The organism is Microbacterium sp. GXF0217, from assembly GCF_054798195.1.
Map to the genome: position 1 here is coordinate 1 of NZ_JBSJZG010000004.1, position 18,156 is coordinate 18,156.

Consider the following 18,156-nt stretch of genomic DNA (forward strand, 5'->3'; position numbering starts at 1 on the left):
CGAGCCGCGCCCGACCAGACTCCGCCTTGGGCCAGATCAGACCGTCACCCCTGGGCCACTTCAAGTTGACATAGCCAGACCTTTTCGGCGTACTGCTGGATCGCCGCTGTTGACAGTCGCGAAACGGTGTGTGCCATGATGCCCCTCCCCTCAGGTGGACAGTTTAGACGTAGATCCCGACACTCCGCGTGATGCCTTGCCGAATGTGTGAGGTGTCGTCTAGTCACCTGAATCCGATGGGCCTTGATACGCGTACCGAGTCTTTTTCTGGGCATGCTCATCTATGCGCGGCGCCAGCATATTCATCCGTAGATGAGCGTTTCGGGCGTGCGGCATGGTCGCGACAAGACGTTCGGTGACCCTCGGCAGGTGTGCAGTGAGCTCGGGTAGCGCTTCGCAGTAGCAGCGTTGCGGGTCCGGTCGAGCGCGGCCGTCGTCGCCCACGCCGAGTCACGCCTCGATCTACCACCGGTCTAGCCCCTACTACAGGGTTTGCGCCAACTGTCTTTCTTATTTCAGCGACTTCTCCACGTATTCGGACAGCGGTGACCCCGGCGGCCGGAACCCCCGAGACGAGGTTGGACATACCGAAGCGAATCCAACCCTTACGGAGGAGCTTCTGTGTCCCGACCACTTTTGTCTGCAACCGCAGCGCTGTTCACCGCGCTCGTCATCATGATCCCCACATCCGCACACGCGGAGACATCATCCGAACCACCGGCAGCCTGCACTGTGGGCGGCGTGGCCGTTCCGGACGGCGCAGTAGTCCCGGCGGAAATACCGAGCATCATCTCCTGCTTCGAGTCCGTCGAGGAAGCGGAACAGTTCATCGCGGATGGTGCGCCAGGCGACTATGAACAGCTCCAGCCCGCCGGGCTGGCCGCGCCTCTTGCCGCGGCAGCCACCGTAACCATCGGAAAGGTGTGGACAGGCACGTCGCGCAGTGGCTCGGTCCTGATCCATTGGGGATCTGGAACGGGGTGCCATGGTGTGACCTACGGGTTCCCGAGCCTCACGTCGAGTTGGAACAACAACATCCGTTCCGCTGAGGGCTTCAGCAATTGCTGGTCGTCACAGTACGACGGCACCAGCTACAGCGGATCGGTGCTGACCTGCGCGCCGTACTGCTCGGCCCTCGGGTCCATGGCGGCGAAGACTTCTTCTATCGTCTACCGCCCCGTTGGCACCTTCGGTTGATATGGGTGCAGTTTGAGGACAGAGCACTCGATCCGCTCAGGGACGACTGCGGCTTCGCCCTGATCTGTCACGCACACGGTGAAGTCGGACGGCGCTTGCGCGGGGGCCGGCGTCGCAGCTAACGGGTCAGTTTCGGCGAAAGCGCCCGACTCCCACATCTGAGCGCACAGTGCCTCAGCATCCTCGATTGCAACGACGCCGTCTGGCGTGGCAATACTGACCGCCGCGCCAGACAGCGTCCCATCGGAGTTTCGATAGGGCCCCTCCATGCATTGCACAACGCTGGTTTCGTTAACCGGACGCTCCTCAAGCAGAACGACGGCCGCGACCCCGGAGCCGACGAGGGCGAGTGCCCCACCGCAGATGGCGATTCGGCCCCAGATAGTTGCCCACCACTTCTTGCGGGACAGATCACGTCGCATTCTCTCGATGAGAAGGTCCTGTACCTCAAAGTGGTGCGGCATTTGGCCACCATCACGGTTCACGCTTGCACCTCCTTCGTCGTAGGAGAGTACCGCTCAAGAGCGCCGCGGAGGCGGGCCTTGACCCGAGACAGCCGAGATTTTACGGTGCCCTCAGGAATTCCCAGCGCGACGGCGGCTTCATGCATCGGCAGTTCATGGATTACACACAGGACCAGGACGCTCGCATCACGAGCTGGAAGTTTCAGCAGCGCGTCACGCACATCGCCGGAGATGTGTAGGACGTCCATCGCGTGGGCTACCTCATCAGCGTGGTCGGGAACGTCCCCGTCATGGGGAATGCGGCTCAACAGTCGCTGATAGCGTCGGCTCGAACGCTGACTGTTCTTAGCTGCATAAGAGGTCGTGGCGAACAGCCACGGCAGAACCGAACCGTCGACAAGACGAACCTTGTCGCGCTTCCTCCACAACTCAAAGAAGGCTGTAGCCGCAACCTCTTCAGCGTCCCAGGTGGACCGCATAAGTACGAGAGCGAGGCGATAAACGGCGGCTTGGTGACGGTCATGGAGGAGCCGGTAGGCGGGTTCATCGCCGCGCGAGAGACGAAAGAGCAGTTCCCCGTCGCTTGGCGCGCTCTGGGGCTTGAACTCCGGCACAACTCACCTCGAACATCAGGGCAGAATCGTTCTATCTGACCACTGAGCATCGAGTCTACGTCGACTCACCTACGCCTCATGCCGAAAGCCCCAAACGTTCAGGTTTCGTGATCCAGCAGATTCTGCGGGCAATGGACTGCAGAGATAGAGACGAACCCGGATGCGGACGAACGGAAGCTCACGCAGCTTCGGACGGTTCACGGACCGCACGCAACGCCCCCGCGCGGTCGCGGCGTGCCTCGCGCGGCGAGCAACGTAGGTACCTGTGGCACTGAGCTCGGAAGGTCTCGTAGTTGCTGTACCCGCAATATCGTGTGATCTCCGCCATGGCGACGGTCGGGTTCAGCGCGGCGAGCACCACCACCTGCTTCAAGCGGCGCTTGGCCAGGAGCTCCGCAACGCCTGCACGGGCGGAGAACGCCCGGTCCAACTGCCGCCTTGAGACGTACAGCTCGCGCGCGAGCCAGGTCGGGCCGACCTGAGGATCTCGATAATGCTCGTCGATGAGTGCAAGACATCGCTGACGCAGCGCTATGAAATCGGTAGCCCTCATATCTAGTCATGTCCGCCACGACGTTTGGGGTTCCATTTTCATTGCGGCCGTGAAGAACCTGATCTGCGTACTGTGATGCCAGAGCTCGATACCTCGTTTTCCGTGCGTTAGAGCGGATGCACAGGGTCGGCAGCATCTCCGCATGCACACGGCCTACAACGGGCTGAACCTCACGGCCGTGACCTTCGAGACAGCTAGCGGCTCGCGTAACGACAGCAAGCGGCACCGCCTCGTACATGAGCGGTATGCACGTTCGACTCGCTATCCGTCTGAAGGGTTATGCGGCGCGCATAGAGAGGTAGTCGTCGTGCTCCGGGAGGCGACAATCAGCGTTGGGTAGAATCGGGCCGCACCTCCGGCTCGGGGATGGGAAGGGGAAACGGTGAACCTTAGCAGCGCCGAACTCGCGCCCCTCAGCCGCATGTTCTCCTCGGCAGTCCTGCGGGAGCTTGGAAAACACGGTCAGTCCGCGCTGCTTGGCCGGCTGCTTGCTCAGACAAAGATTCCCTCGGCGATGAGCTCGCGGGCGACGGTCGGCGATGCGTTCGACCACGCCTTTGCGACGCTGAGCCGTCTGGGTAACCGTGACGAGTACGTCTACCGCACAGCCATCACTCAGAAGATCCTTCTCGGACATCACAGCCTGCGCACCGCATCGATGCTGGGCGAGGCGCGAGTCGGGATGAACAAAGCAGACGTTGTCGTGCTCAACGGCACATCGACCGCATATGAGATCAAGTCCGAGCGTGATTCGTTGTCCAGGCTTCAGAGCCAAGTGACGAGCTACAGCACAGTGTTCGCGGCTGTGAACGTCGTCACGAGCTCGAAGCATGTCGAGCAGATTCTCCGCCAGGTACCGTCCGATGTCGGAGTGCTGGTCCTGTCGCGACGGTTCACCCTGCAAACAGAGCGAGCAGCAGCCATCGACGCGAGCCGAACAAGTTCGCTCGCCATCCTCGACTTCGTGCGCGTCGACGAAGCCGCGGCGATACTCAGGGCATTCGACATTCAGATGCCGCAGGTCCCGAACACTCAAGTGCGCTCCAGACTTAGAGACATTTTCGCGACCCTCGACCCCGCGCGTGTTCATGCAGAAATGGTCAATGTTCTCAAGCAAACGCGTTCACAGAGAGCCTCCTCCGAGCTCATGAAGTCGATTCCCTCATCTCTGCGTGCTGCCATGCTGATGTTGAAGATGGATCGCGCGTCGGAACATAACATCCGGGAAGCGACACTTCTCCCTGTCAGCGCCGCAGTCACCTGGAGATAGCCATGTACCACCCGTACTTCCGAGGTAAGCAGTACGAACTTCTGGCGCTGCGGGAGACTGCGGAAGTTCTGGCTTCCGCATCTTTTGTCCCTATCATCGAGCCCGTGCGTCAGTCGCTCGCGGGACTCGAACGGGCGCTTGACGAGCTCAGTGACGCAGGCGCTCAGGCTATCGTCATCGTCAACCCCCGTCATGGGGACCTCCGCGTCGATGGTAGCGACGTTAGCGCGTTCCTCGACCGTCACTACCGTAACAACGACGCGATCTTCGCTGGCCTTCTCCTCCACAGCAACGTATCGACGGCGGCCGCGGTCGCACTCATAGACAATCATGCTGACCTCAACCCGGTCGTCATCCACGCTGGCTTCACTGAGGCTCGCGCTCTCGCAGAGGCGCTCGGTGACCGGGCACTGTCGTTCCCTCACGTCTTCGTCGAGGACCAGGCCAGCACCTTGTACCGGAGGCACTTCGAAGGCGCCATCCGAATCCTCGTCCGCGACGGCTTTGAAGCGATGAACAACGCAGATTACGGGGCCGTCGATCCGTTCTCAGACCTGCATGTCACGTTCCCCGAGTTCGGCGTTCAAGGCTATGGTGATTTCCTCACGGTTGGAGACCGCTACACCGAGGGCGGTGGGCCGGCATACGCGGTCGCGATCCACCTGACGTTCATCGATCCTGACAACGATGACGAAATGCTCGTTCAGCACTTCGTCTCAGATACGAACGGAACCCCGTCGGACACCGCGGGAAAGTTCCTGGAGGCGCTGGACAAGCTCATCGCTGAAGTCGACAGTGGTCACTCGAAGATTCTAGGAACATCGGGCGTGGATGAGTTCCGCAGACTGCATGCAGATGGGCACTACCCCGGACTCGGCTACGTCAAGAAGCTCTCGATGCGACACCACATCGAGACGCTGGCGGACTTTCACGGACATTGAAGACGCCGCACCCGCAAGTGACTGATCCCTACCGGCGCTCCTGGCTTGCGCGCTGCGCTCAAGAGGTGTCGGGAGCTCGCGCCCGCTCTCTTCAGAATCCTCCCCGCCTGCAGTTCGACCAGTTCGGAATGCGGGCTGTTGGAGCACGCTGGCCTCTGATCCTCAAGCCCGCGGCGATGAGTGCATCGTGAGTTCACTGAATTCCCGTCGAGAATCGGACGCTTCGGCAAATCCGGTGTAGCGGGTGAATGCTTCAAGGGAGTCCACACCAGCTGCTCTCATCAACGTGATGACGTTCGTGCCTGCGTTGAGGTGCGCGACGATCCACGTTGCGCGCAGTCGCTGCGGTTGAGGGCGGATGTCCTTCGGGAGGCGGCTGACGAAGTTAGAGACTACGTTGCGCCAACTCGTCTCGCGGTCTGGTCGGAACAGGAATCCGTCGGGATCGCCATCGTTGTTGGGGATGATCTCGTGCGCCCAGCGTCTCACCATGACCACCGAACGCTCACGCGCCCCGTGGACGAGGAGGACGACGTCGTTCCCCTCGAACGTGACGTGTCGCCAGCGCAGACTGGCGATCTCGCTCGTGGAGAGACCTGCGCCCAACCCCAGAGCCAGGAGGTTGATAGCGCTGGCCCGGCGGCTCGGTGTCGCATGGGTGTTCGCCCACGACATCATCGATGCGATCTCGCGTCGCCCGTATGGCTTCGCTGGATTCGCTGGCGGCAACGCGGAGATGGGGACCCGGCGACCGTCGGGGTCGCCTATCTGTTCTGCCAACCGGAACAGCCTTGTACGAATGTTGCCGAGCACACCAGCGGAGTAGTCTCGGGCTGCCGATTGAACATACTGCTCGATAGTTCGGGTGGAGAACAGCTCGTCGAGCTCGGGATCCATACCTGCCTCCAGCACCGTCCATCGAAGGAACGGCACGACGGCGAAACGAATATCGGTTTCGCTGTACGGGGTGCGGCGGCCGAGCTCGACGCACTGCTGGATGATGTGGGCAACGGACGTGGCTGGCATGTCGACGTTTGTACCGCGCGGCACGGACATGCACGAACCGCCAGACCGCGCATATGTGATGCATGACTTCGATTCGCCACTCGACCTATCTGTTCCACACCTTCGCCGACATCTACGACTGCCGAGGAACCTTCACCTGGGCCGACGAGTTGCCCGAGGGCATCATGCTGGGCCCCTGGGCGGTCCACCGCGCGGATCAGGTCGCCGAATGGCTTCGCCAGTACCCGGAGATCGAGGCGGACTACACTCCCATGCCCCCGGCCTCGATGTTCCTCCGACTCACCGACACGGACGGCGTCACGCACGAAGTGCCCATGAACCCCATCCACCTCCGGCACCTGGAACGCGAATCCGAGAACAGGGGAGTATCTGTCTCGGATGTCGCGGCGGAGCTCGCGTTCCAGGGCGGGATCACCCCGCCGCTTCGCCTAAGCACCGGTCAGATCACGGCCTGGTAGACCGGCCCCCCAATCACGCCTCCCGCTCACGCGGGCGAAGCGCCGAAGACAAGGCGAGGAACGTACGTACCGCCCTGTCGGCGTCGACGGAAAGATCGGCACTCACGAGCAACCCCGCCATCAGCCCATCCGCCGCACTCGCCAGCCCGGCGATACGCGCATTCGCAGACTCGGAGGATGGTACGACTCCCAGGCAGTCGGCGCACACGTCCCGCAGACGTTCGGCGCACTCGCGCGTCACGACGTCGTACGGCCGCTCCCAGCGGCCCGCGCCTTCGTCGTACACCCGGTAGTGACGCATCTGAACCTCGATTCGAGCCCGCGCGCGGGTCACATCGTCAGTGGACAGCAGCACACGCGCACGATTTTCGGGGTCGCGTTGAGCCAGCACCCACTTGTAGTGATCCCGGGTCCGCGACTGCAGTTCGTCGGCGAGGAGCCTGCGGAGTGCGTGCGTGTTCGGGACCGTCCGGCGCAGCCCACCCAGTGACAGGCCGGCCGTGTCGGCCAAGCGTCGCAGTGTGAGCCATTCCACTCCTCCCTCAGCGACCAGGCCCCACGCCGCTGCCCCCAGCTCTCGCTGGCGACGGGCACGGTCCAGAACGCGGGGCATGCACGCAAAATAGCACAGGCGTGCTCTTTCAGAGCCTTGAGTTTCTGCGGATCCCCGACTGTGCTGTCGCGTTTTCCTGGCCGGTGCGTATAGCCGCCCCGGAAAGGAAACACGTCATGACCTCACAATCCGGGCCACACCGCCCGCCCCAGAACCGACTCCGCTCGAGCGACGAGCTGGACACTCGGCCAAGTTCGGCCCTCGACGACACCGAGGAGCGTGGAGTGGTTCACGCCGAGCTGCTTCGCGAACGCGCGAAGTCCACGCTCAGCGATGACCTCACGGAGCACAATCGCGACACGTCGGGCGACCTCGCCGGCGACGTCCTCGGAGGCAACGTTGGGCCAGCTGCCGCTGAGGTCAGCGGGGCTCTTGCGGGGAACTCCGACCATGCCGCCCATGCTATGTCGGCGGGTAGTGGTTATGTTCTCAACCACCCCTTGTGGCCCGCCCTGGAGAGGTACGAGCCACAGGACACGCACCTCTGGAAGGACATCCGCACCATGGTCATGCACGTCGTCGCCGCATCTGTCCGTCCGGGCTTGAAACGCCCAAGCGTGCGTCTCAAGCTCGCTCGCGATTTCGTCCTGTACGCCCACGAGCATCTGGCCGCTGAGCTTGACCTTGAGGACGTGTTCACCGAGCACAACGCCCGGCTCTTCCTTCAATACGGTACCGACGCTGGTTACCCCCGCCCCAAGCACAACACGTACCCTGCTCTGGCGCGGATGGTGCTGGCCGTAACAGGCGTCCGCCCCGACCTGAAGGTGTACGAACCGGCGGTGCCCGCGCCGTACACGAATGCTGAGCTCGCTGATTGCGTGTCGGTCGTGCAGTCGATGCGGACCGCTCAGCGTCGACGCAACGGCATGCTCGTCGTTGCTCTCAGCGCTGGCGCCGGCCTCAGTACTCGCGAACTCATCGACGTGCGCTGGTCCCACGTCTCGGGCGACTGCGTCTCTGTCCGGGGCGAGCACCCGCGCATCGTTCCCATCCTGCCGGCATGGCGTGACCAGCTGGATTCGGATTCGCGCGATGACCTCGACCCGTACGTGCTGCTTCCGCACATGCCACGCGATAACCGCAACATCATCAGCAACTTCCTCAGCGGACTACCCCGAGGAAGGCCCAACGTCCGGCGCCTGCGCGCGACGTACCACTTGGCCTTGCTCAGCCACGGCATCAGTGCACAGGACTTCGTCTACCTATCAGGACGCGCTTCCTTCACTTCCCTCGACTCCTACCTCCCCCTCCTCCCGGACCGCAGCTCAGACCTGCTCGCCGTGGTTGACCAGCTCTTCCCGAAGGACCACTCATGACCCATTGCATCTCGGCCGATAGCCGTTCCGTCCACTCACCGAGCACCCGCACGAGCATGTTCACGGCCGACGACGTCCGGGACGCACAGCACTCGCTTCACCTGGTGCCTATCGTGTCGATGCTGGAGGCGTGGCGGAAAGAGGACAACGGTCCCGGAGGCCGACCCGCAGTGCTTTCGTTCGAGGCGCTGTTGACCGTGATGCTCATGCTTCGCGCGGAGCAGGCGCCCCAGCTGGTCACCGAGCTCGCGAACGTCTTTTATCAGCGGCTCACCGAAGAAGCCCGCGAGCTCCTCGGCGTTGCGGGCATCCGACCACGAGCAACATTCACACAGGACTGGAAACGCTGGTATCACGTCACCTCCCGGTGTTTTCACCGACTCCTCGACATCATCGATGGGTTCCCGGCGCGCCGTCAGGTGATGAACGCGGAGGAACGGGCCTATCAGTACTCGCTGCGCGACGACGAGACAACAGCCATCAAACGCACCCGCCTGGACTGGTTCTGCAACGCGCTCCTCGAGATGACGTTCCAGGAACTCCCGGCCGACGTGCGTGACCTCTGGGAGGGTGACATTTCCATCGACCAGACCAAGGTCCCCGCGGTCAGCAACCGTGGCAAGCGAAAAGTCGCCCGCAAGGCAGGCAACCGCTACGTCCGCGAGACAACCGATGCGCTGGTCATGGAAATCGACGCGGACTGGTACGCACACCAGCCGGACCACCGTGAGACCGGGGACCCCCGGGCGATGGACTTCACCTGGGGATACGCCGCGAGCATCGCCATCTCGGTCCCGCCCGACCCGGCTGCGAAAGGCGACAAGGCACGGCTGTATCCGGCGATAGCCATCGCCATGAAACTCTCCACCCCAGTTGCGGACGCGCTGGCGCCCGAGACCCTCGCCATGCTCGGCAGCATCGTCGAGCGCGGCCACAAGCCTGGCCGGGTAACCGCTGACAGGGCGTACTTCAGCCAGCTCCTGCCCGACGACCTCCTGCTGCCGGTCCGCGCTCTCGGATACAGTCCGGTGTTCGACTACAAGGTCAACGACCTCGGCGCCAACGGGCACATCGGCGGCGCCATCCAAGTCGAAGGACGCCCCTACTGCCCGGCCATGCCGCGCGGCCTGGTGAACGCGACCAAACTGCGCAACGCCGGGGACATCTCCGCCGATATCTACAAGGCGCGCATCGAAGAACAACGCCCGAAATGGGAGGCAAAACGAAAAGGCCTGCCGGACGAGAACGGGTCATACTCCGTGCGATGCCCAGCGCTCGGAGTCGCCCCGGGCGTCGAGTGCCCGCTCCGCAAACTCGACCCGAAGGCCGCGAAGAAGGCACGTCCGATGGCGAAACCGCCGGCACAGCACGCCCGCGACCGCATCTGCACACAGACGAGCGTCACAGTCCATGCCGATGAGAGCACGCGGTACCTGCAAGAGCTGCGATTCGGCTCAGAACAGTGGCAGCGAGTGTACGGATACGACCGGTCGGCCATCGAGCTCATCAACAACGTCGTCAAGGACGGCAGTCACGAGGACCTTGAGAACGCGAAGCTGCGTGCTACCCGCGGCCTGACGGCCGCTGCCGTGTTCACCGCATTCGCTCTCGTATCTGCCAACCGCCGGATGGCTCGCGCCTGGGTGCGCAAGAACACCGAGCAAGCGGTCTTGCGTACAGCACCGCGCAAGAAGACCCACACGCCGAACGGGTTGGCGCGGTACCGGCCGCGCCTGCCCATGCTTGCAGCCGATGGCACCATCACCCTCCCGGGCGTCGCTGCGTGATTGGCGAGGACGGAGGAGCCTCTCAGTCTCCGCCCGACTCCACCGCTCGCATGATCTTGCGGAGGTCCCGCTTTCCCATTGCTTTCGCCGACGGAAACAAATTGCGAGCAATAATGACGACAATGCCGATGACTTCGACGACCGTGGCGGACAACCACGCGACCATAATTGTGGTGTCAACCTCGTCCTCGCGGAACAGGTAGTGGCCGAAGAAGACATTCGCAACGATGAGCTGCGCAGACACCACGACGATTGCGAACCACGCGAGTTGCATCCGCAGGCGCATGTTCTGCCTGCGGTCGCGCAGCTTGAGCGAGCTCTTCGAGAGCTCCTCCTTCGGAGACTCGACATTCACCCGGATCGGCTGACGCCGGTGGACTGCTGGTACATCTGCGGGCGCTGCGGAGGCACGTCGGAGGATGTCGAGCGCTCGTTGCAGTTCCTGCCGGCCCCGCGGAGCCTGCGGTGGATCTTCAGTCACGCGAGCCCGAGCCGTTCAAGGCGGATGTCCATCGCCTGTCGTGAGACGTTGAATTCCTTCGCGAGCCTCGCCGGCGTCATACCTTCCGCGAAGTAGTGCCTGACGGCGAATCCTGGCATGAGCAGCTCCGCTGCGAACCCGTTCGACCAGATCTCTTCACGATCCACGCCCTGCGAGGCAAGGTCGGCGCGCTCATCGACGTAGCCGAACTCGTGGTCGCCGGACTCCAGGTGTCGGAAGTAATGACCGAGTTCGTGCGCAAGGGTAAAGCGTTGCCGGTTCGGCGATTCAGCGCTGTTGAGGACGATGCGTGGTTTCGCATCACCCTCCTGCATCGCGATGACCCCCGCCGTGCCAGGCTCCAGCGTGCCGATAGACACATCGATACCCAGCTTCTGCGCCAGAGCGAACGGGTCGACTGGAATCGTCAACATGTTGTCCGAGTCCGCCAAGTGCGTCTGGAGGACATCGAACGCGGACTCATGTGCGCGCCTCATTTGTGTCACCCCTCGTCCTTTCCAGGTTAGTCGTTCACCCGACACCCTGCGGCGAAGCGTGACGCTAAGTGCTTACGGTCGGCGCGGACGCCGCTGCAGGAGGCTCTCATATCGCTAGCTTTGACCGCGAAGAGGACCAGGGAATCCGGATATCGTGATGTCCTTTCCATCGTCTCCTGGGACGCTGTCGTCTGGCTATGAGAGCCCGGGTAACGGACGCCGCATCACGCACCGTCTGATGGCGAGACCTCGGAAAGGACTACCAGTGGCGGCAGTTTCAGTCCTGCTCGGTGCCGCATTCGTAGCAGTGCCACATCGCGACGCCGGTGCGCTCGGTGGTGTCCATGCGGTGCAGACAGTTCGGGCAGTTAGGCGTCGACAGCACCTCGTCACGAGCAACGCGGAGCTCTCGCTGCCTTTCAAGGTCGTCCATGGCGACAGCCTAGGCGGGACCGTGGGTTGGCTCTGCAAAGGCTGGCGGCCCAGACGGCGTCCTCTTAGCATGGTTGATCGGCGTGCACCCTGAGGCCAACGGAGCCGGGTTCGGACGCGAGCACTGCGCTCACGCCCGCGCAGAGGGCACGTAGGCGCCTACGGCCCTGCAAGTGGTCACAGACCTCAACCACGGGTTCGCTCGCATCGGACGGCTCCGTGACACCGTCGGTCCGCGCGCCACGTAGGTACGAGTTATCCACAGGCTGGTCCCCATTGCATCCAAGCGCCTTTAAAGCTTCTCCACAGGCCTCGCCCTGTGCATAACTACACCGGTGTAATTTCAGACACGAACTGGCAACGAGCCTTCAAGCCTCCTACAACCGCGCGATCCTGCGGCTACAGGCCACGACAAACTACTGGAAGTTATCCACAGGCGGACGTTCTTCTTAAGTCATCAACGGCGCGCGAGCGCATACGGCCTCCAAAGCCCTGCTATACAAGGGATCGCCCATTTAAATCAAACGCGGAGTTGCCTTGCCGGATCGATCAGACGACGAGCGCTATCTCGACGAGCTCCTCCTACAGGTCGAGCGACGCGACCTGGAGTACAAGAAGGCCGAGAACAGCTTCGGTACGGATAAGGCCGTCTCATACTGCGCGGGAATCGCCAACAGCGGCGGAGGCTTCCTCATCCTGGGGGTGACGAACGACCGACAGGTGCATGGGACCGCAGCCTTCGGAGACCCCAGGACGCTTGAGCTTCGCGTGCACGAGAAGCTCTCGATCTCCGTCGTAGTAAAAGAGCTCTCGTACGAAGGCAAACGGGTTTTGGTCATTCAGATCCCGAGACGGCGCCGTGGCACGCCAGTCAGTTACGACGGTCGATACTATCTTCGCGTCGGTGAAAGCCTCGTCGACATGACTCCCCACCAGCTCGGCGAGATCTTCGACGAGCTGCGGGAACGTCCCGGGACGATGGCGGTGAAGAGCGGGTTATCCGAAGGAGACGTCGCGGATCTTCTGGATCTAGACAAGCACTTCGCGCTGCTCTCAACACCGCGGCCGAGCGATCTGGTCGATGCCCTCGCCGTCCTGGAATCGAAGAACCTAGTCATCCTCGACCAGTCGACGCACACGTACTCCGTCACAGCCACGGGTGCGCTCTTCCTCGCCAACGACCTCGCCGACTTCGATCTCCAGTGGAGGCGAATCCGATTGATCCGTTACGCGGCGACTGACCGCGTGAACGCCGTCTTCGAGCATCTCGAGGTCCGTGGATACGGACTGTGCTTCGAAGAGGTGCTCGACCTTGTCCGTGCGCACATACCTGTGGTCGAGGTCATCGAATCCGGTCTACGGGAAACTCGACCCATCTACCCGGGAACGGCTATCCGCGAGTTCCTGGCGAACGCGCTCGTACATCAAGACCTGGATGAACGCGGGGTCCAGATCACCATCGAGATATTTGAAGACCGGATCGAGATCCGCAACCCCGGAAAGCCCCTGATTGATGTCAGGCGCTTCGTCGACGACACTCGAGCCAGAAATCCTGAGCTCGCGGAGATCATGCGGCTGGCGAACATCTGCGAGATTCGCGGCAGCGGCGTTGACCGAGCACTGCTCGCCATCGAGGATCTGACCCGCCCGGCCCCGGACTTCAACGCAGGCGACAGCGCCACAACCATCGTTCTCCACAAGGAACGCAGCTTCGACGAAATGAATATCGACGAACGCGTTTGGGCAGCCTTCCTCCACGCGTCCGTCCGATACGCAGCCAGCGACAGCCTGACTAACTCGTCGCTGCGGCGGAGATTCGGTCTTCCCGATTCCAAGGCAACCGTCGTGTCCCAGGCCATCGCGGCAGCGGTCGAATTGCAGATCCTCAAGCTCGACCCACGTTCGGGTTCATCGCGGCGACACGCTCGCTATCTCCCGTTCTTCGCATGAGCCGCTCCATGGACGAACTGCGCTGAGCAGCCAACTACGGCTGACACAGCCGCCTGGCAAGCGTTTATGTCCCCGCACACGCTCTGAGGACGACGCCGTTGCCCCGGGCCAGTCCAACGCCAGCCGTACAACCGCGCCCAGGACGACAGAATTCGAGTCTGGCCTGGGAAAAGAAAAAAGCCCGGGTTTCCTAAACGGATCCGGGCCAGTTTCCTAAACGATGTGCGGATAAAACATAACCACACCGTGGTTGTGCGCGAGGGGGGACTTGAACCCCCACGTCCTTGCGAACACTGGCACCTGAAGCCAGCGCGTCTACCTATTCCGCCACTCGCGCGAGCGTCTCGTTCCGAAGAACTCAACTTCCCGAGGATATCACGCGTTCCGACCCCCGACGAATCCACGGCTCCTCCCACGCGCCACACGCGAGACTCCTTTTGCGGGATGAGACTTGCATAGCCCACGTACATCTCACCCCGCAGCGCACGTCTCACGGCGCAACAACGCTGGAACAACGGGGCAATCGCGCGGCAGGAAGGCGTTCACCCAGGACACCTGACTACGATGGCCGTACCAGTCGGCATGCCAGAGGAGCCCCGTGGGACTACTTGACAGCTTCGAGAAGGGTCTCGAGCGCGCGGTGAACAGCGCGTTCGCGAAGACCTTCCGCAGCGGCATCCAGCCGGTGGAGATCGCCTCCGCCCTGCGCCGCGAAGCCGACACCAAGGCGGCGATCGTCAGCCGCGACCGCATCATCGCGCCCAACAGCTACCTCGTGCGACTCAGCCCCGACGACGCCGAGCGGATGCAGTCGGTCGGCCGCCCCCTCATCGACGAACTCCTCGCCCTGCTCACGAAGCACGGCAAGACGCAGGGCTACAGCTTCGCCGGCCCGCTCAGCGTCGCCCTCGAGGCGGACGAGAAGGTCGCCACCGGCACCGTTCGCGTGAACTCCACGACCGTCGAAGGCCGCGTCACCTGGCAGGCAGTCGTCGACGTCGACGGCCGCCGTCACTCCGTCTCCCGCTCGCGCACCGTGATCGGGCGCGGCAGCGATGCCGACATCACGATTTCGGATGCCGGGTCGAGCCGACGCCATGCCGAGATCCTCTGGGACGGCGAGCGCGCCATGATGCGCGACCTCGGTTCGACGAACGGCACCAAGGTCAACGGGCAGAAGGTGCGCGAAGCGCGCCTGGAATCGGACACCACGATCAGCATCGGCCGCACGGATCTCGTGTTCCGCATCGTCCCTATCGCCTCGCCGCAGCGCCGGGACGACGACTCGACGCGCGCGTTCGGGGTGAGCTCGTGAGTACTCCCAGCGAACTGATCCTCCTCCTCCTGCGCATCGGCTTCCTGCTGCTGCTGTGGTTCTTCGTGTTCGGCGTCGTCTACTCGCTGCGCGCCGACCTCTTCGGCGTCCGCGCCCGCAAGCTGCCCGCCGAAGCCGCAGCGGCCCCCGCCGCCGCACCGGCCCCGGCCGTCTCGACCCCCGCGACGACCCCGGCATCCGGCATCGCGGCGAAGGCACCGGCCCCCGGGTCACCGGCGACCGCCACGAACGCTACGCGCCTCGTCATCACCTCCGGCCCGAAGGCGGGGCTCGAGATCCCCCTCGGCAGCGAACCGATGACGATCGGGCGCTCCAGCGAATCCGGCCTCGTCATCCGCGACGACTACACCTCCAGCCACCACGCGCGCCTGATGCTGCGCGGCGGCACCTGGACCATCCAGGATCTCGACTCCACGAACGGCACGTATCTCGAGGGCAAGCGCCTCGCCGCCGGCCCGGCCGTGATCGGCATCGGCATCCCCGTCAAGGTGGGCGCCACGACCTTCGAACTGCGAGCCTGAGCGCGGCATGGTCTTCGAGGGCTCGAGCGCCGCGATCTCCCATACCGGGAAGGTCCGCTCCAACAACCAGGACTCCGGTTACGCCGGCGCGAACCTGTTCGCGGTCGCCGACGGCATGGGCGGTCACGCCGGTGGCGACGTCGCCTCGAGCGTCGCGATCCAGCGCCTCGCGCCGCTCGACACCGGCTACGCCACGACCGACGATGCGCAGGCGTCCCTGCAGGCCGCGGTCACCACCGCCGCCGGCGACCTGATCCGCGCCGCCAAGGATCGCCCAGAGCTCGCCGGTCTCGGCACCACCGTCAGCGCGATCATCATGGTCGACGAGTACGCGGTGATCGGCCACATCGGCGACTCGCGCATCTACCTCTTCCGCGATGACGAGCTCACGCAGATCACCGCCGACCACACGTTCGTGCAGCGCCTCGTCGACTCCGGACGCATCACCCCTGAGGAGGCGCGATACCACCCGCGCCGCTCGGTGCTGATGCGCGTGCTCAGCGACATGGACCACGATCCAGAGCTGGACATGTTCGTCATGCCCACACTGCCGGGCGATCGCTGGCTGCTCTGCTCCGACGGCCTCTCCGGCGTGGTCGACGAGCTGCACATCGCCAAGGTCATGCGCCAGGGCCTCGCCCCAGGCCGCACGGCCGACACCCTGCTCAGGCAGGCACTGGACGGCGGCGCGCCGGACAACGTCACGATCGTGCTGGTTGACGTGGGCGGACAGCATCCGCTCTCCTCCGGCACCGCGACGATCGTCGGCTCGGCATCCAACCCCTCCGGCATCCTTGTCCCCGCCGCCCGAGCCGGACGCAGCAGCTGGCTGCACCCGGTGCGGCAGGCGGCCAACGAGCCGACGCACTTCGAGCCGGCCGCCGACTACCTCGAGGAGCTCATCGAGGAGGACAAGCGCCGCGCGAAGCGCCGGCGCATCGGCTGGATCAGCGCCCTGCTCGTCGCCCTCCTCGCCCTCGCCGGCGCCGGACTGCTCGCCTACAACTGGACCCAGACCCGCTACTTCGTCGGTGCAGACGAGGACAGCGTCGTGATCTTCCAGGGCGTTCAGCAGAACATCGGCCCGATCACACTGTCGACGCCCATCGAGGACACCGACATCCTCCTCGCCGATCTGCCGCCGTACCAGCGCGCGTCCGTCGAGCGCACGATCAACGCCCGCTCCCTGTCGGATGCCGAGGCCATCGTCGAGCGTCTCCAGGCCGGAGCGGATGCCGTCAAGGCCGACGAGGCTCAGCAGACCGCCACCCCGACTCCCACACCTTCCCCCACCACGGATGGGGGGACGCCGTGAGCACCGACGTCGTCGCAGACACCGCCGTCATCAAGGCTCTGAAGAAGATGCGCCTGCCGCAGACGCAGCGCAACCGCGAGTTCTGGCTGCTGCTGTTCGCCTGTCTGCTGAGCGGCGGCGCTCTCGCCCTCGTCCAGCTCGGCGCCCTCGGCGCGATCGACCCGATGATCCTCTTCATCGCCGGCGCCCTCGCCGTGCTCGTGTTCGCGCTGCACATCGTGCTGCGGATCGTCGCGAGCGACGCGGATCCGTTCGTCGTCCCGATCGCCACTCTGCTGACCGGTCTCGGCATCGCGATGATCTACCGCATCGACATCGCGAAGAACCTCACCGGTTGGGGCGCCTATTCGTCCAAGCAGCTCGCCTGGACCGCCATCTCGATCGCCTTCGCGATCGCGCTCGTGATCGCGCTGCGCAACTACCGCGTGCTGTTCCGCTACACCTACATCTTCGGCCTCGCCGGCATCGTGCTGCTGCTGCTGCCGTTCGTCCCCGGCCTGCGCGTCACCGACGCGAACGCCGACGTGTGGGTGTCGCTCGGCGGATTCATCTCGTTCCAGCCCGGCGAGCTGGCGAAGCTGTGCCTGGCCATCTTCTTCGCCGGATACCTCGTCCGCACCCGCGAGAGCCTCACCTCGGTCGGCACGCGCTTCCTCGGCATCACCTGGCCGCGCGCCCGCGAGCTCGGTCCGGTCATCGTGGTCTGGCTGATCTCGCTCGGCATCATCGTCTTCCAGCGCGACCTGGGCACCGGCGTCCTGATCTTCGGCATGTTCATCGCCATGCTCTACGTCGCCACCGGCAAGACCAGCTGGGTCGTCATCGGTCTCGCCCTCGTCGCGATCGGCGTCTTCCTCGCCACGCAGATCCTCAGCTACGTGCGCGGGCGCTTCACGAACTGGCTCTACGCGTTCGATCCGAGCGTCGTCGACCCGGAGGGCGCCGGATACCAGATCCAGCAGGGCATCTTCGGCCTCGCGCACGGCGGACTCATCGGCACCGGTCTCGGCCTCGGTCGCCCCCAGGTCACGCCCCTCGCGCACAGCGACTACATCATCCCGAGCCTCGGCGAAGAGCTGGGTCTCGTGGGCATCTTCGCGATCCTCTGCCTCTACATGGTCTTCATCAGCCGCGGCATCCGGATCGGCATGGCCGGGCAGGACGACTTCGGGAAGCTGCTCGCGACGGGTCTGTCGTTCACGGTCGCGCTGCAGGTGTTCATCATGGTCGGCGGTGTCACGCGGCTCATCCCGCTGACCGGTCTCACGACCCCGTTCCTCGCGGCCGGCGGTTCGTCACTGGTCGCCAACTGGCTCATCGTCGCGCTGCTGCTGCGGATCTCCGACGGCGTGCGCCGCCAGCCCAGGGTGGTGATCGGCTGA

18 protein-coding genes and 1 tRNA gene are annotated in these 18,156 nt (G+C 64.0%); 11 read left to right on the top strand and 8 right to left on the bottom strand.

All coding sequences use genetic code 11. The features are described 5' to 3' along the window. Positions 1-621 precede the first annotated feature (621 nt). The gene (locus ACWAT3_RS09060) at positions 622-1,197 is read left to right on the top strand and encodes a hypothetical protein (RefSeq protein WP_460797760.1); all 576 of its coding nucleotides are present in this window, start codon (positions 622-624) and stop codon (positions 1,195-1,197) included. Positions 1,198-1,678: 481 nt separating this feature from the next. On the opposite strand, the gene ACWAT3_RS09065 is transcribed toward ACWAT3_RS09060, so the two are convergent. Further along, on the bottom strand, positions 1,679-2,275 hold the full coding sequence (locus ACWAT3_RS09065) for an RNA polymerase sigma factor (protein WP_460797762.1): 597 nt from the start codon (positions 2,273-2,275) through the stop codon (positions 1,679-1,681). Positions 2,276-2,453: 178 nt separating this feature from the next. Further along, positions 2,454-2,828 carry a helix-turn-helix domain-containing protein gene (locus ACWAT3_RS09070; RefSeq protein WP_460797764.1) on the bottom strand — a complete coding sequence of 125 codons (375 nt, stop codon included), beginning with the start codon at positions 2,826-2,828 and terminating at the stop codon, positions 2,454-2,456. 382 nt (positions 2,829-3,210) lie between these two features. Between ACWAT3_RS09070 and ACWAT3_RS09075 the strand changes: the two genes are divergently transcribed. Together ACWAT3_RS09075 and ACWAT3_RS09080 are read left to right on the top strand one after the other, a co-directional pair. After that, a complete protein-coding gene (locus ACWAT3_RS09075) occupies positions 3,211-4,098 on the top strand; it encodes a sce7726 family protein (protein WP_460797766.1) in 888 nt (295 codons plus the stop codon). Between the two features lie 2 nt (positions 4,099-4,100). Continuing rightward, positions 4,101-5,039, top strand: coding sequence for a sce7725 family protein (locus ACWAT3_RS09080; RefSeq protein WP_460797768.1), 939 nt, complete (start codon positions 4,101-4,103; stop codon positions 5,037-5,039). Positions 5,040-5,201: 162 nt separating this feature from the next. On the opposite strand, the gene ACWAT3_RS09085 is transcribed toward ACWAT3_RS09080, so the two are convergent. Continuing rightward, positions 5,202-6,065 carry a hypothetical protein gene (locus ACWAT3_RS09085; protein ID WP_460797770.1) on the bottom strand — a complete coding sequence of 288 codons (864 nt, stop codon included), beginning with the start codon at positions 6,063-6,065 and terminating at the stop codon, positions 5,202-5,204. A gap of 62 nt (positions 6,066-6,127) precedes the next feature. Between ACWAT3_RS09085 and ACWAT3_RS09090 the strand changes: the two genes are divergently transcribed. Next, positions 6,128-6,523, top strand: coding sequence for a hypothetical protein (locus tag ACWAT3_RS09090; RefSeq protein ID WP_460797772.1), 396 nt, complete (start codon positions 6,128-6,130; stop codon positions 6,521-6,523). Positions 6,524-6,536: 13 nt separating this feature from the next. On the opposite strand, the gene ACWAT3_RS09095 is transcribed toward ACWAT3_RS09090, so the two are convergent. Then, entirely contained in the window at positions 6,537-7,034 is a 498-nt protein-coding gene (locus ACWAT3_RS09095; RefSeq protein ID WP_460797773.1) for a hypothetical protein, read from the bottom strand. 122 nt (positions 7,035-7,156) lie between these two features. On the opposite strand from ACWAT3_RS09095, the gene ACWAT3_RS09100 reads away from it, so the two are divergent. Both ACWAT3_RS09100 and ACWAT3_RS09105 read left to right on the top strand, forming a co-directional pair. Then, complete coding sequence (locus tag ACWAT3_RS09100) at positions 7,157-8,455, top strand: hypothetical protein (RefSeq protein WP_460797776.1); 1,299 nt, start codon at positions 7,157-7,159, stop codon at positions 8,453-8,455. Next, positions 8,452-10,242 (top strand): hypothetical protein, encoded by a 1,791-nt coding sequence (locus ACWAT3_RS09105; RefSeq protein ID WP_460797778.1) that lies wholly within the window; start codon positions 8,452-8,454, stop codon positions 10,240-10,242. Before ACWAT3_RS09100 ends, ACWAT3_RS09105 begins: the two co-directional genes overlap by 4 nt. Positions 10,243-10,264: 22 nt before the next feature. Here the strand turns inward: ACWAT3_RS09105 and ACWAT3_RS09110 are convergent, their stop codons facing one another. From ACWAT3_RS09110 to ACWAT3_RS09120, 3 genes are all read right to left on the bottom strand, one after another. Next, positions 10,265-10,723 carry a hypothetical protein gene (locus ACWAT3_RS09110; RefSeq protein ID WP_460797780.1) on the bottom strand — a complete coding sequence of 153 codons (459 nt, stop codon included), beginning with the start codon at positions 10,721-10,723 and terminating at the stop codon, positions 10,265-10,267. After that, positions 10,720-11,175, bottom strand: a complete 456-nt coding sequence (locus ACWAT3_RS09115) for an ImmA/IrrE family metallo-endopeptidase (RefSeq protein WP_460797782.1) — start codon at positions 11,173-11,175, stop codon at positions 10,720-10,722. Before ACWAT3_RS09115 ends, ACWAT3_RS09110 begins: the two co-directional genes overlap by 4 nt. Before the next feature lie 322 nt (positions 11,176-11,497). After that, positions 11,498-11,653, bottom strand: a complete 156-nt coding sequence (locus ACWAT3_RS09120; protein ID WP_460797784.1) for a zf-TFIIB domain-containing protein — start codon at positions 11,651-11,653, stop codon at positions 11,498-11,500. A 536-nt stretch (positions 11,654-12,189) separates the two neighbouring features. On the opposite strand from ACWAT3_RS09120, the gene ACWAT3_RS09125 reads away from it, so the two are divergent. Further along, entirely contained in the window at positions 12,190-13,602 is a 1,413-nt protein-coding gene (locus tag ACWAT3_RS09125) for an ATP-binding protein (protein ID WP_460797786.1), read from the top strand. Between the two features lie 253 nt (positions 13,603-13,855). Here the strand turns inward: ACWAT3_RS09125 and ACWAT3_RS09130 are convergent. Continuing rightward, positions 13,856-13,939, bottom strand: a tRNA-Leu gene (locus ACWAT3_RS09130). 261 nt (positions 13,940-14,200) lie between these two features. Here ACWAT3_RS09130 and ACWAT3_RS09135 point away from each other — a divergent pair. Genes ACWAT3_RS09135 through ACWAT3_RS09150 form a run of 4 tightly spaced genes read left to right on the top strand, consistent with a single transcriptional unit; the run spans position 14,201 to position 18,156 of the window. Continuing rightward, positions 14,201-14,917, top strand: a complete 717-nt coding sequence (locus tag ACWAT3_RS09135; protein ID WP_460797788.1) for an FhaA domain-containing protein — start codon at positions 14,201-14,203, stop codon at positions 14,915-14,917. After that, entirely contained in the window at positions 14,914-15,459 is a 546-nt protein-coding gene (locus ACWAT3_RS09140; RefSeq protein WP_460797789.1) for an FHA domain-containing protein FhaB/FipA, read from the top strand. Before ACWAT3_RS09135 ends, ACWAT3_RS09140 begins: the two co-directional genes overlap by 4 nt. 7 nt (positions 15,460-15,466) lie before the next feature. Further along, positions 15,467-16,774 (top strand): PP2C family protein-serine/threonine phosphatase, encoded by a 1,308-nt coding sequence (locus ACWAT3_RS09145; protein ID WP_460797790.1) that lies wholly within the window; start codon positions 15,467-15,469, stop codon positions 16,772-16,774. After that, positions 16,771-18,156, top strand: coding sequence for an FtsW/RodA/SpoVE family cell cycle protein (locus ACWAT3_RS09150; RefSeq protein WP_460797792.1), 1,386 nt, complete (start codon positions 16,771-16,773; stop codon positions 18,154-18,156). Before ACWAT3_RS09145 ends, ACWAT3_RS09150 begins: the two co-directional genes overlap by 4 nt.